Source organism: Stenotrophomonas sp. STEN022, from assembly GCF_056760155.1.
Map to the genome: position 1 here is coordinate 1 of NZ_JBRREG010000112.1, position 12,608 is coordinate 12,608.

Below are 12,608 nucleotides of genomic sequence, written 5' to 3' on the forward strand. Positions count from 1 at the left end.
TGCGGGTGGGGTGGTTCGCCCGCCCCCCCCCTGCCCCCCCGGCGCCCCCCACTACAGATGAAGCCTTTGCCGAGCATGGCTCGGCACTACAGCTGCGTTTGCTTACTTCAGCAGACTCAGCACGTTCTGCGGCGACTGGTTGGCCTGGGCCAACATTGCCGTGCCCGCCTGCTGCAGGATCTGCGTGCGGGTGAGCTCTGCGGTTTCCTTGGCGTAGTCGGCATCACGGATGCGGCTGCGAGCGGCCGACAGGTTCTCCGAGGAGGTGTTGAGATTGGCGATGGTCGAGGTGAAGCGGTTCTGCACCGCACCCAGATCGGCGCGCGAGGAGTTGATCGACTGCAGTGCAGCGTCGATGGCGTTGAGTGCATTGTCAGCACCCGTGGCCGAGAGCACATCCATATCCGCGAAGCCGGTTTCGGCCGCGCCTGCTGCCCAATCGGTCGTTGTTGCCGCCGTCAGGCCGGTCTGTGCGGTCAACGATGCGCCGCCAGCAATGGTGAACTGGCCCGATGCCGAAGCCAACTGCAGATTGCCGCTGGCATCCAACGAGGCGGTGACACCAGTGTTGTAGCTCTGGTTGTTGACGGCCTTTACCAGATCGCTGGCGCGCTGTGAGGCGCCACCTGCAGCGCTGAAGCTGATGGTGGCGGTGCCCTTGCTGCCGGTCAGGGTGAAGTTGCCGGCAGTGAAGCTGGCGGGGGTGCCGCCGACTTCGGTCTGAGCGCCGACCGTACCGGTGAGACCACCGGAAATGGTAATCGGTGTGGCATTGGTGTTGCTCAAGCCGATATCGGTGCCGCTGACGCTGGCGGTAAGCCCCGCGATGTTGGTGCCGATGGCAGCGTTGACCGCGGTGGCCAAGCCGGCGGCGGTGGTACGCGCCGCGTCCTGTGCCACGTTGATGGTGGTGCCGCCGACCTGGAAGGACAGCGCAGCAGTCGGATCAGCCACACCTGCAAGACTCAAAGTGCTTGTGCCTGGGGTGGGGGTGCCTGCGACGTAACCGCCGTCAGCGGCTACAGCTGCTGCCGAGGCCGGCGTATCCACGCGGTTCCAGTTACCCAGTTCCTTGATGTTGGCGTTGGCGATCTGCGCGATGTTGATCACCTGGCCCTGGTCGGCACCCACCTGGAAAGCCTGGTTCTGGAAGCTGCCATCCAGCAACGCAGTGCCGTTGAAGTTGGTCTGCTCGGCGACGCGCTGGATTTCGGCCTTCAGCAGCTGCACTTCGGCGTCCAGTGCGGCGCGGTCGGAAGGGGAGTTGGTGGCGTTGCGCGACTGCACAGCCAGTTCACGGATGCGCTGCAGGTTGTTGCTGATTTCGCCCAGGGCACCTTCGGCGGTCTGCGACAGCGAGATGCCATCGTTGGCGTTGCGGGCGGCCTGGTCCATGCCGCGGATCTGGGTGCTGAAACGCTCGGAAATCGCCAGACCTGCAGCGTCGTCCTTGGCGCTGTTGATACGCAGGCCCGAGGACAGGCGCTGGATCGAAGTAGCCAGGCTGGAGCCGCTGGTGTTCAAATTCCGCTGAGCGTTCAGCGACATGATGTTGGTGTTGATGATCTGTGCCATGGGTACGTCTCCGTTGTGCTCGGTGCTTTGCGTTGTGGACTGGCAGATGTGCTGCCGTAGATGTGAATCAGCGAATCATGTTGAACAGCGACATCGACTGCATCTGCGTGAAGATGGTCTGTGCCGCTTGCAGCGCCGCGCCTTCGAGCTTGTACTGCCCGATTGCTTCGGCGTAGTTGAGGTCACGCATCTGCGAGAGCGAGCTCTTGAGCGTGACGGTGTTGGCTTCGCGCAGTGAATCAGCGTTGTCGATTGCAGTGAGCTGAGCGCCACCTGCAGCGCGCGTATCGATCATGCTGTTGGATGCCTGGCGCACATCACGGATGCTGGCCTGCAATGCGTTCTGCTGGGCTGCCCTTGCCGCCGGTGTGGACGTGTCCATCTGCAGCGTCTGCACCAGCTGGTCGATGCTGCTGAACACGTCGCGGGTTTCAGCGGTAGCAGCGCTGAACGTGTCGCCCGTTGCCGGGGTGCCGTCGATGCGCATGCGCAGCCCTTCGAACACGATGTCTTCGCCGCTGGTATGGGTGCCGGTAGCCACAACCGTGTTGCTGGCATCCACCACCTCATAGGTGTCCGCTGCGGTGAAGCGAAGGGTGTAGCTGGCGCCAGTCCAGCCACCGGAGCTGTCGCGGCCGATGTCGGTGAGCACGGCCTGGCCGGTGTTGCTGGCGGCAGCGCGCCCATCCACCGTGCCGTCGCCGGTACGGATGCGCATGAAGATCTCACTGCCGGGCAGTGCGTCCTTCACGAAAGTACCTGGTGAGACTTCGACCTGGCGCTGGGTCTGGTCGCCGTTGTAGGTCACCGTGCCGTTGCTCAACGAGAACGGCGCGCTGGCATCGGCAGCGCCACCGAACAGATAGCGGCCAGTGCCATCGGTGGTGTTGGCGAGGGCGAGCAACGAGTCCTTGATGGACTTCAGCTCGCTGGCCACTGCCTTGCGGTCTTCGACCGACAGTGCCGGGCTGTTGGCCTGGACAGTCAGATCCGATACCCGCGTCAACATCTCGCCAGCCTGTGCCAGCACGTTTTCCTGCAGGCCGAGGCGGTTCTGCACGGCGTTGGCATTCTTGCCCAGTTGTTCAAGTTCAGCCAGTACACGATCCATGCCCACCGCGGTACCGGACGCGACCGGATCATCCTTGGCCGTGACGATCTTCTTGCCGGTCGCCAGCTGCTGTTCAAGGTGATTCATCTTGCTCTGCTTGGACAACATCAGCGCGACGGACTGGTCGTACATCATGTTGCTGGAGATACGGGTACTCATCAGCCCACCGCCTTCAGGATCGTCTGGAACATGGTGTCGGCGGTGGAGATGAGCTGCGATGCAGCCTGGTAGGCCTGCTGCAACCGGAGCATGTCCGCCGCTTCTTCATCAAGGTTGACGCCGGAGATCGAATCCCGCGATGCCTTGGCGTTGTCGTTGATTACCTGCTGCGCCTGTAGCGAATAGTCGGCGGCGCGTGCAGCGGAGCCGATCTGGGTGGTCAGCCCGCCCAGTGCGCCGTTCAAGGTGACGGTGCCGCCGTTGAAAGCCTTGGCGTCCTCGACATCGGCCAAGCGCTTGGCATTGCCGTTGTCGCTGGAGCCAGGTGCAGTCTTGGTGATATCGAAACGATCGCCAGCGGCAGGCTTGCCGTCGAGCACAACCTTCCAGCCATTGGCGCTGATGGCCTGACCGGGGGTGTAGGGGTAGGGGCCGGCGCCATCGACGGTGTAGTTGTTGGCATCGACGAAATTGATAACTGCTGGATTGAGCAGGGCGGGGTCACCCGCATTCACGACATCCAGGTTGCCAAGCTTGCCGGTCCCGGTATTGGTCAGTGCGGCCGCGCCCTTGATCGGGTTGGCGGCGGCGATGCGCGAGGGATCGGTGATTGCCACCGAGAGTTCATTGGTTGCGGCAGCGGTAGGCTGCAGCAGGAAACGATCGTTGGTGGCGGGACTGCCGCCGACCACAAATTGAACGCCATTGACCACGAACGGATCGGCTGCCGTGCCTGTGCCGGTCATCGGTACCGCGACGCCGCTATCGGCGCGACTCGCCTGCCACGTGCTGCCGTCAAATTTCAGCAGCAGGTTCTGCCCGTCCAGCGCGCTCAGATCGCCATAACTGGCGGTGAGGCTGGCGCTGCCAGTGTTGCCGCTATGCGCCGAGACCTTCGGATTACCGAGGTTGAAGAAATCCCCGCCCATGTCGCCATACAGGTCCATGCCTTCGGCGTGTGACTGATTGAAGGACTGCGCCATGCCAACTGCGATCCGGCCCAATTCTGCCTGCGTCGGGTCCAGTACGGTTTCACGGAACTCCAACATGCCGCCGATCTGGCCGCCCAGCGCCTTGGTGTCCAAGGTCACGGTCATGCCCTGGGTCTTGATCGCAAGGCGCAGGCGTTCGGGCTGATACGGATCAGCAGCGGTGGTGATCTGCGAGGCGGTGGTGCCAACGACCATCGCCTGGCCACCGGCGGAGTAGACGTTCATCACGCCGCCGTCCTGGATCACCGCGGTGCCGCCGGTGTAGCCAACCAGCTTGGAGATCAGCTGGTCACGCCGGTCCAACAGATCCGGTGCTGCGGCAGCGGCGTTGCTGCCGATGGTGCCGTTGATCTGCGCGATCTCCGATGCCAGCCGGTTGACCTCATTTGCGGCAGAGATCAAACCGTTGTTGACCTCGCTGTTCAAGCTGTCGAGGCTGCTGTTGAGTTGTTTGAAGCGGCTGATCAGGGTGCCGGCGTTGTCCAGCACATCACGGCGGTCGGCGGTGCCGGCAGTGTTGGATCCCAGGCCATTGACGGCGTCGAAGAAGTTGGACCAGACCCCGCTGACGTTGGTTGCTGGGTCGGAGAACAAGGCGTCAACCCGGTCAGCCATGCCGGACAACTGCTGCAACCGAGCCAGTTCACCATTGCTGTCCAGCAGGCGCGAGATCGCGAGCTGATCAGCGACCCGGCGGATGTCGGTGATCTTGGTGCCGTTGCCGACATCGCCATAGCCTACGTCGCTGGGTTCACGCGTGGCGAAATCCACCTTCTGCCGGCTGTAGCCGTCAGTCTTGATGTTGGCGACATTGTGGCTGACGGTGGCCAGCGCCCGTTGGAAGGCGATCAGCGCGCTGGTGCCAGTGGAAAGAACATTAGACATGGACGGCTATCTCAACGACGGGTGATGCCGGCAATACCGGCGTTGCTGGCAAAGGTCTGGCCCAGTCGCGCACCGGCATCGCCGATGGCGGCGACCGCGCGCTCGATGGTTGGACCGGCGGCAATGGCGGCGATCTTGGTGGCGTAGGCCGGATCGGTGGCATAGCCGGCGCGCTGCAGGCCTTGGGCGAAGCTGCGCACATCACTGCCAGCGCTAAGCGCGGCCTGGTAGCGTGGGCTGGTCTTCAACATGCGCACGTAGTCGCCAAAGCTTTCCGCCATCGAACCGTAGGCGCGGAAGCTGGCGGTCTCGTTGCGGCGTTGGCCGTTGACATATTCATGGGTGCCGGTGGTGGCGCGTTCGCCACTCCAACCGGTTGCCTTGATGCCGAACAGGTTGTGGCTGCTATCACCGTTATCGCGTTTGATATGGCGCTTGCCCCAGCCGGTCTCCAGAGCGGCCTGGGCGACCAGTGCACGCGGATCGACACCGAGCTCGCGCGCGGCGCGTTCGGCGTGAGGCCAGATGCTGGCTACGAAACCCTCGGGCGTGTGCTTGCCGAGCTTGTCGGCAGCGACGTTGGCCGTGGTGGTATCAACGGCGTCACCACGTTCGGCCGCCGACACCTTGCTCCAGCGGTCATTGCCCATGGCCCAATCGGCGGACAACTCGGCCGGGGTAGTTTCCTGGTAGGGATTACTGTTGTTCAAGGACGCGTGGAAGCTGCTGCTGTCACGGCCGGCAATCAGATCCAGTGCCTGCGCCTGCGGCGCCATGTAGGTCGACTGATCATTGATGTCCAGCGAAGACAGTGGGTCCTCGCCGAGTGCTGGCGCTGCATTCAGCGGCAGACCGGTGGCGGCGGGAGCGGCCAATTGATAAGCACGTGCCGCGGCGGCTGGCTTGATGCTGGTATCGACCGGTACGCTGGCTGCGCCTTCGGCGCCGCCCAATTGACGCGCAATCATGGCCGACAAGCCGAGCCCACGACCGCGCGTCATCGCCTCGGCAATGCGTTGGTCGTACATCTCGCGGAACATCTGGTTTTCGCCCGGAAACAGCGAGTCGCCGAAGCTGGCGTCGCGCATGCTCTTGACCAGCATCTGCGCGAACTGGCCTTCCAGCTGGCGTGCAACCTTGTCGATCTTCGCCGGATCATTGGCGATGGCCGGATTCAGTTCCAGCGAGGACGCGGCGATACGCATGTCAGATCACCTCAAGGTCGGCGGTCAGCGCGCCGGCCTGCTTGAGTGCTTCCAGGATCGCGATCAGGTCACCTGGAGCAGCGCCAACTTCGTTGACCGCACGGACGATCTCGTCCAGGGTCGCGCCGCCGTCAAAGCGGAACATTCGGCTGCCTTCATTGCTGGCCGTAATGGTGGATTGCGGCGTGGCAACCGTCTGGCCACCAGCAAACGCGTTCGGCTGGCTGACCTGGGTCGATTCGCTGACGGTCACCGTCAAGGAACCGTGCGAAATCGCCGCTGGCGAAACACGCACCTGCGAGCCGATCACCACGGTGCCGGTACGGGAATTGACCACGATGCGGGCAGGCGCAGTGCCTGGGGAAAGCTCGACGTTCTCGATGCGCGCCAGCATGCCGATGCGCGCACCCGGGTCGGTCGGCGTCTGCACCGAGACCGTGCCGCCATCGATCGCGCGTGCCGCGCCTTCGCCGAAGGTGGCATTGAGCGCATTGACCATCCGCGAAACGGTGGTGAAGTCGTTCTGGTGCAGGTTCAAGGTGATGTCGCCACCGCCAGCGAACACGTCAGGCAGCGCACGTTCAACCGTGGCGCCATTGGGAATGCGGCCAGCGCTTGGAATATTCACCGAAACACGCGAGCCGTCCTTGCCCTGCGCGCCAAAACCGCCGACCACCAGATTGCCTTGGGCAATGGCATACACCTGCCCATCGATGCCTTTCAGCGGTGCCATCAGCAATGCGCCACCACGCAACGAGACGGCGTTGCCGATCGAGGAGACGGTGATATCTATAGTCTGGCCGGGCTTGGCAAACGGTGGCAGCTCAGCGTGGATTGCTACCGCCGCGACGTTCTTCAACTGTGGATTCACATTGGACGGAACATTGACGCCCAGTTCGCCCAGCAGGTTCTTCAAACTCTGCACGGTGAACGGTGCCTGGCTGGTGCGGTCACCGCTGCCATCCAGACCAACCACCAGGCCGTAGCCGACCAGTGCATTGCCGCGCACGCCGCCAACCTGGGCCAGATCCTTGATCCGCTCGGCATGGGCGGGCAGGGCAGCAGCCAATGCCAGTGCTGCAAGGGCAAGGGGGCGCATGAAAGAGAAAGTCTTCATCACAGTGCTCAGAACAGCGCAAACGCTGAGTTGAAGAAGCGGCCAAGCCAGCCCATTGCATTGGACTGCGCTACCGCACCGCGGCCGCCATAGGCGATGCGTGCATCGGCAACCTTGCTGGAGGAGATGGTGTTGTCCGGATTGATGTCCGCAGCACGTACCACGCCCTGGATCTGCACAAGCTCATCGCCCTGGTTCAGCCGCAGGTTCTTCTGGCCCTGCACCACCAGGTTGCCGTTCGGCAGACGCTGGATCACGGTGACGGTGACGCTGCCTTGCAGGCGATTGCTTTGTGCGCTGTTGCCCTTGCCGCCGAAATCGCGGTCGGCTGATGCCGAAGCGCCCAGAATGTCCTTGCCGCCCAGCGTGACTGGCGCACCAAACAGCGTCGGGGTACCGACATCGACGCTGGACTTCTTGCTGATCGCGGTGCTGGCGGTGGTTGTGGCCATGGTGTTCTCGACCAAGGTGATGGTCAGAAGGTCACCGACATCACGCGCGCGCCGATCGCCGTAGAGATTCAAGCCGGGGCCGGCGGCGTAGATCGCGCCAGCAGTCGGCGCTGCGGCCTGCACGGCGATGGGCTGGATCGGCGCCATCGGTGCATACGGGCGCACGTCGCCGGCCAAGGTGCAGCCGCCGATCAGGGCGGCGCACAAGGCGATGGAAAGTTGGCGCAGGAGTGGGGGGCTGCTCATGACGGTATCCCTTGGCGACCAATCAGACGTTGTTGTTGAGGTAGCCGAGCATCGAGTCGGTGGTGGAGATGGCCTTGGCATTCATTTCGTAGGCGCGCTGGGTTTCGATCATCGACACCAGCTCTTCGACCACGTTGACGTTGCTGCCTTCCAGCGCACCCTGCACGACCGTGCCCAGGCCATTGAGGCCGGGCGTGCCGTTTTGCGCTGGGCCCGACGCTGTGGTTTCCAGGTACAGGTTCTCGCCCTTGGCCTGCAGGCCGGCGGGATTGATGAAGTCGGTAAGCGTCAAGGAGCCGATTTCCACCGACGCGGCTTCGCCGGCCATCTTCACGCTGATGGTGCCGTCGGTACCGATGGTCATGGACTGCGCGCCCTCTGGAATCTGGATGCCAGGCTGTACCGGGTAGCCGCTGTTGGTCACCAGCTCGCCCTGCGCATTGATCTGGAAGCTGCCGTCGCGCGTATACGCCGACGTACCGTCGGGCATCATCACTTCAAAGAAGCCGCGGCCATTGGCCATCACGTCGAGCGCGCGGCCGGTCTGCTGCTGGCTGCCCTGTTCAAAGTGCTTGGACGTGGCGACGACGCGTACACCGGTACCCAACTGCAGGCCGGTTGGCAACTGCGTCTGTGCAGAGGACGAACCGCCGGGCTGACGTACCTGTTGGTACAACAGGTCCTCGAAGCTGGCGCGGTCGCGCTTGAATCCGGTGGTATTGGTGTTGGCCAGGTTGTTGGAGACAACCGACATGCGCGTCTGTTGTGCATCCAAGCCGGTCTTGGCGACCCACAATGCCTGATTCATGGTGCGATTCCTTGGTGACGGATACCGGCCGATTGGCCCTTGCCACTGTCAATGCATGGGCTGTGCCAAAACCAGTGTCGGAATGTCGACGCGGAGTACCGTGACGCTGCACCGGCCTGTCGCTGTGCCCATGCCTGCCTGGTGGCATGGCTCCGCATGCGCCCGCACGATGCGTGCGGGTCGATCAGGAAGAAGAGCGGGTTTGACGAGATCGCGGCAGAAACGGGAAAACCACCGATTCCTGCACTGGCCCAGCCGAAAGCGAGGGCGCGCGCAAAGCATGCACGCTGGCGTTGTTCTATCAGCCGTTGAGACGCAACAAGCTGTTGGCACTGCGCGCATTCTCGTCGCCGTGCTTGATTACCTTCACCTGCATTTCAAACTGGCGTTGCAGCTGGATCATCTGCACCAGCGCGCCCGCTGCATCCACGTTGCTGGATTCCAGCATGCCGCTGTCCAGTGCCTTGCCCTGGCGCTGGGCAAATGGCTGCTGTGGATCAGTGTTGCGCATCAATCCATCGAGGCGCCGCTCCAGCCGTTCGTTGGGTGCATCAACGACACGCAAGCGGCCAATCATCGCCATCGTCTGTGGGCCTTCGCCCAGCGGGATGATCGACAAGGTGCCATCGTGGCCGATCTCCATGGCCTGATGCGGTGGCACCGCGATCGGGTTGCCATTGTCGTCAAGAACGGCATTGCCTTCGGCCGTCACCAGCTGACCGTTCGGTGTCAACGACAAGGCGCCGCTGCGGGTATAGGCTTCGCTGCCGTCGCTGGACTGCACTGCCAGCCAGCTGCCCGGCTGCAGGGAAAGGTCCAGAGAATTGCCGGTGATCTGCTGCGCGCCAACGCGGCGGTTGAAACCGGCGTCGACGTGCACGGCATCCACGCGCGACGGAAAGCCGGGGCCCTGGATGCGGAACGCTTCGGTATTGGCCAGCGCTTCCTTGAAGCCTGGCGTATCCGAGTTGGCCAGGTTGTGCGACACAGTGGCCTGTGCCTGCAGCGAGGCGCGGGCACCGGTCATCGCAACGTAGAGGGCTTTGTCCATGGGGCTGGGACTCGCGTAGTGGGATTGAAGTTGGAAAGTCGCAGGCGGCGGCAATCTTCAAGCGGGGATCAGGCAAGTGCTGGCCGATCCCCGCTCCTTGGCTTACCTGATGTTGATGATGGCCTGGGTGACCTGGTCCTGCGTCGAAAGCATCTGCGAGTTGGCCTGGAAGTTGCGCTGGGCGACGATCATGTTGACCAGCTGTTCGGTCAGGTCCACCGTCGAGGCTTCCAGCGATCCGGCCTGGATCTGGCCCAGATCAGAGGTGTCCGGCGCGCCGACGCGCGGGTTGCCGGAAGAGAACGTCTCCACCCACAGGCTGTTGCCCTGATTCTGCAGGCCCTGCGGATTGTTGAAGGTGCTCAATGCGACCTGGCCCAGCGGCTTGTCGTCGCCATTGGAGTAACGCGCATACACCACGCCCTGCTCGGAGATGCTGATCTCATTCAGCTTGCCGGCAGCGTAGCCGTCCTGGCGGGTATCGCGCATCGCGAACTTCTCGCCATACTGGGTTGCGCCTGCGACATTCAAGGTCAGGTTGACCACGCCGGCGCCGGTGCTTGGTGTAAACGGTGCCAAGGTAATGTCGCCATTGGCCGGGCTGGTCAAAGCGCCGGCATTGGAGAACTGCAGCACTGACGGCGCGCCGGCCGGCTGGCCGTCCACATAGTTGTGTACCTGCCATTCGTTGGCATTGGCCGTCTTCACGAAGTACGAGGTCTGGGTGTGACTGACGCCCAGTGAGTCGTACACCGTGATGCCGCCGGTGGAGTGGTTGTAGGTGTTGGAGTCGGTTGGGTCGAACGGCGTTACGGTCGGCTGCGGCGCATTGCCGGGCAAGGTGAATGCCATGTTGACCAGGGTGCTCTGCTTCGGCGGGCTGTCGGTGGTGAGCAGCTGCAGGTCGGTCAGCTGGCCATCGAAGCGGGTGCCATCGGCGTTGGGAGTGAACACCTGCAGCCGCGCGCCCTGTGGATTGACCACATAACCGTTGTTGTCGGTCTGGAAGTTGCCGGCACGCGAGTAAACGCGCGCGCCATTCATGTTCAAGGTGAAGAAGCCTTCGCCGGCCACGGCCAGGTCCAGGCTGCGCCCGGTCTGGTTGATATTGCCTTGCGAAAACTGCTGCGCCACATTGCTCAAGCGCACGCCGGAGCCCATCGCATTGCGTGACAAGCCATAGCTGGTGGCATTGAACAGATCGGCGAACTCGGCACGCGACTCCTTGAAGCCGGTGGTGTTGACGTTGGCGACGTTGTTGGCGGTGACATTCAGGTCGGCGTTGGCCGCGTTGATGCCCGACAGGGAGACATTGAAGCCCATGGCAATACTCCTGGGAAATCGAAGAGAGGGCTCAGCTGACGCGGAGCACGTAGTCGAGCGGGGCAGTGCCCAGCCCCTTGAGGTTCAGGTACAGGCCGTCGGAACCCACCGTCACGCTTTCAACTTCCGCCTCGACGTAGGTGGCGAGCTTGGTTTGTGCACCGGCGCTATCGGTGTGGGTGGCGGTGACGGTATAGCTGCCAGGCGGCATGCGCTTGCCATCGGCATTGGTGCCATCCCATTGGAAGGCAACCTCGCCGGCAGCGCTGGCCGGCACGGTCAGCTGATTGATCTTCAGGCCATTGGCATCGGTGATATCGACGGTGACCGAGCCGGCCGACGGCGCCGCAACCGTGCCGCTGGTGCCGCCTTCGGCTTCCAGAGAGACCTTGGTGGAGGGCACCATCACGTCATGCCCGACCAGCGCCGCGCCGCGCAGGACCTGATCGCTGGCCATGGACTGCTGGAAGCCCTTCACCGAAGTGTTCAGGTCGCTGATGCCCTGTACCGTGGACAGCTGCGCCATCTGCGCAACCATCTGGCTGTTGTCCATGGGTTTGGTGGGGTCCTGATGCTGCAACTGGGTGGTCATCAGCTTCAGGAAATCGGCTTGATCGAGCGAGCCCTTGTTCTTGCTGGTGGCCGTGTTGTTCGGCGCAGTGAGGCCGAGCGACTTGTAGAGATCGGAGTTGACGCTGGTGCTCATGTCGGCAGATTCCTGGGGGAGTGGGCTCAGCGGCCCATCGTCAGCGTGGCCAGGGCAAGTTCCTTGGCTGTGCTGAGCATTTCCACGCCGGCCTGGTAATTGCGCGAAGTGGAGATGAGGTTGACCATCTGCGCGACCGGATCGACGTCGGGCGAATACACATAGCCCTCGCCATCGGCCAGCGGATGGTTGGGTTCGTAGCGTTTGATCGGCGGTGCATCGCTCTGTGCGATCTCCTTGACCTGCACGCCAGTCAGGTTCGGATCATTGCCGCTGGTTACTGCCTGGAAGATCGGCTCCAGTGGCTTGTAAACCGCCTGCGGCGAGCCGGCGATCGAATCGGCATTGGACAGGTTGGAGGCAATGGTGCTCATGCGCACCGATTGCGCCTGCAGCGCCGAGCCGGCAATGTCAAAAATTGGCAGGTTGCTCATGGCGTGCTTCCTTACTGGCCAGTGATGGCGGTGAGCATGGTCTTCACCTTGGACTCGACGAAGCTCAGCGAGGCGCGGTACTCCAGTGCGGCACGGCCATAAGCAGCGCGCTCGGTATCCGGGTCGACGGTGTTGCCGTCAAGGCTGGGCTGGGCGCCTTCGCGCAGGATCTGGAACGGGTTGAGCCCGTTGGCGCCGCCGATGGCGTAGTGCTGTTCGGCGGTGGCTGTCAGCAGGCCATTGCCACTGGTCGCCCCCTGGGCATTACGCAGGGCGGCATCAAAGTCGAGATCGCGGGCCTTGTAGCCGGGCGTGTCGGCATTGCTCAGGTTGCTGGCGATCAGCTTCATGCGCTGCTCGCGCAGCGGCATCGCCTGGGCATGGATGCCGAGATAGTTGGAAAACAGGTTGGCCATGTGGAACCTCCCACGGAACGTTGCCGGGGAAGCTGCAAAACCTGTGCCAGAAGGCCATGTAGTGCCGAGCCATGCTCGGCAGGGCATTACCGGTAAGGCCTCGGCGGAGCACGGCTCGGCACTACCCT

At 63.1% G+C, this 12,608-nt stretch carries 12 protein-coding genes; all 12 read right to left on the reverse strand.

The features are described from left to right. Nucleotides 1-102 precede the first annotated feature (102 nt). The 12 genes from ACVOMF_RS18220 to flgB all read right to left on the reverse strand — a co-directional run bounded on the left by ACVOMF_RS18220 (nucleotide 103) and on the right by flgB (nucleotide 12,480). Entirely contained in the window at nucleotides 103-1,575 is a 1,473-nt protein-coding gene (locus tag ACVOMF_RS18220; RefSeq protein WP_481510520.1) for a flagellin N-terminal helical domain-containing protein, read from the reverse strand. Nucleotides 1,576-1,642: 67 nt separating this feature from the next. Continuing rightward, the gene (gene flgL / locus ACVOMF_RS18225; protein WP_481510521.1) at nucleotides 1,643-2,845 is read right to left on the reverse strand and encodes a flagellar hook-associated protein FlgL; all 1,203 of its coding nucleotides are present in this window, start codon (nucleotides 2,843-2,845) and stop codon (nucleotides 1,643-1,645) included. Continuing rightward, a complete protein-coding gene (flgK, locus tag ACVOMF_RS18230) occupies nucleotides 2,845-4,722 on the reverse strand; it encodes a flagellar hook-associated protein FlgK (protein ID WP_481510522.1) in 1,878 nt (625 codons plus the stop codon). Before flgK ends, flgL begins: the two co-directional genes overlap by 1 nt. 11 nt (nucleotides 4,723-4,733) lie before the next feature. Beyond that, entirely contained in the window at nucleotides 4,734-5,927 is a 1,194-nt protein-coding gene (gene flgJ / locus ACVOMF_RS18235) for a flagellar assembly peptidoglycan hydrolase FlgJ (protein ID WP_481510523.1), read from the reverse strand. A 1-nt stretch (nucleotide 5,928) separates the two neighbouring features. Next, complete coding sequence (locus ACVOMF_RS18240; RefSeq protein ID WP_481510524.1) at nucleotides 5,929-7,044, reverse strand: flagellar basal body P-ring protein FlgI; 1,116 nt, start codon at nucleotides 7,042-7,044, stop codon at nucleotides 5,929-5,931. Between the two features lie 8 nt (nucleotides 7,045-7,052). Further along, on the reverse strand, nucleotides 7,053-7,742 hold the full coding sequence (gene flgH / locus ACVOMF_RS18245) for a flagellar basal body L-ring protein FlgH (protein ID WP_481510525.1): 690 nt from the start codon (nucleotides 7,740-7,742) through the stop codon (nucleotides 7,053-7,055). Between the two features lie 22 nt (nucleotides 7,743-7,764). Next, nucleotides 7,765-8,550: a flagellar basal-body rod protein FlgG gene (flgG, locus tag ACVOMF_RS18250; RefSeq protein ID WP_481510526.1), complete on the reverse strand. Its 786-nt coding sequence runs from the start codon at nucleotides 8,548-8,550 to the stop codon at nucleotides 7,765-7,767. Nucleotides 8,551-8,851: 301 nt separating this feature from the next. Continuing rightward, nucleotides 8,852-9,601, reverse strand: coding sequence for a flagellar basal body rod protein FlgF (locus ACVOMF_RS18255; protein WP_282271512.1), 750 nt, complete (start codon nucleotides 9,599-9,601; stop codon nucleotides 8,852-8,854). 102 nt (nucleotides 9,602-9,703) lie between these two features. Then, nucleotides 9,704-10,924, reverse strand: coding sequence for a flagellar hook protein FlgE (gene flgE, locus ACVOMF_RS18260; protein ID WP_481510527.1), 1,221 nt, complete (start codon nucleotides 10,922-10,924; stop codon nucleotides 9,704-9,706). Between the two features lie 31 nt (nucleotides 10,925-10,955). Continuing rightward, nucleotides 10,956-11,630, reverse strand: coding sequence for a flagellar hook capping FlgD N-terminal domain-containing protein (locus ACVOMF_RS18265; RefSeq protein WP_481510528.1), 675 nt, complete (start codon nucleotides 11,628-11,630; stop codon nucleotides 10,956-10,958). Between the two features lie 26 nt (nucleotides 11,631-11,656). Continuing rightward, nucleotides 11,657-12,064 (reverse strand): flagellar basal body rod protein FlgC, encoded by a 408-nt coding sequence (gene flgC / locus ACVOMF_RS18270; protein WP_481510529.1) that lies wholly within the window; start codon nucleotides 12,062-12,064, stop codon nucleotides 11,657-11,659. A gap of 11 nt (nucleotides 12,065-12,075) precedes the next feature. Further along, nucleotides 12,076-12,480 carry a flagellar basal body rod protein FlgB gene (gene flgB, locus ACVOMF_RS18275; protein WP_481510530.1) on the reverse strand — a complete coding sequence of 135 codons (405 nt, stop codon included), beginning with the start codon at nucleotides 12,478-12,480 and terminating at the stop codon, nucleotides 12,076-12,078. Nucleotides 12,481-12,608: the final 128 nt, after the last annotated feature.

What these genes read in the sequence shown, in the direction of transcription:
- ACVOMF_RS18220 (WP_481510520.1), bottom strand. Translation starts at nt 1,575, where the DNA reads ATGGCACAGATCATCAACACCAACATCATGTCGCTGAACGCTCAGCGG.
- flgL (WP_481510521.1), bottom strand. Translation starts at nt 2,845, where the DNA reads ATGAGTACCCGTATCTCCAGCAACATGATGTACGACCAGTCCGTCGCG.
- flgK (WP_481510522.1), bottom strand. Translation starts at nt 4,722, where the DNA reads ATGTCTAATGTTCTTTCCACTGGCACCAGCGCGCTGATCGCCTTCCAA.
- flgJ (WP_481510523.1), bottom strand. Translation starts at nt 5,927, where the DNA reads ATGCGTATCGCCGCGTCCTCGCTGGAACTGAATCCGGCCATCGCCAAT.
- ACVOMF_RS18240 (WP_481510524.1), bottom strand. Translation starts at nt 7,044, where the DNA reads ATGAAGACTTTCTCTTTCATGCGCCCCCTTGCCCTTGCAGCACTGGCA.
- flgH (WP_481510525.1), bottom strand. Translation starts at nt 7,742, where the DNA reads ATGAGCAGCCCCCCACTCCTGCGCCAACTTTCCATCGCCTTGTGCGCC.
- flgG (WP_481510526.1), bottom strand. Translation starts at nt 8,550, where the DNA reads ATGAATCAGGCATTGTGGGTCGCCAAGACCGGCTTGGATGCACAACAG.
- ACVOMF_RS18255 (WP_282271512.1), bottom strand. Translation starts at nt 9,601, where the DNA reads ATGGACAAAGCCCTCTACGTTGCGATGACCGGTGCCCGCGCCTCGCTG.
- flgE (WP_481510527.1), bottom strand. Translation starts at nt 10,924, where the DNA reads ATGGGCTTCAATGTCTCCCTGTCGGGCATCAACGCGGCCAACGCCGAC.
- ACVOMF_RS18265 (WP_481510528.1), bottom strand. Translation starts at nt 11,630, where the DNA reads ATGAGCACCAGCGTCAACTCCGATCTCTACAAGTCGCTCGGCCTCACT.
- flgC (WP_481510529.1), bottom strand. Translation starts at nt 12,064, where the DNA reads ATGAGCAACCTGCCAATTTTTGACATTGCCGGCTCGGCGCTGCAGGCG.
- flgB (WP_481510530.1), bottom strand. Translation starts at nt 12,480, where the DNA reads ATGGCCAACCTGTTTTCCAACTATCTCGGCATCCATGCCCAGGCGATG.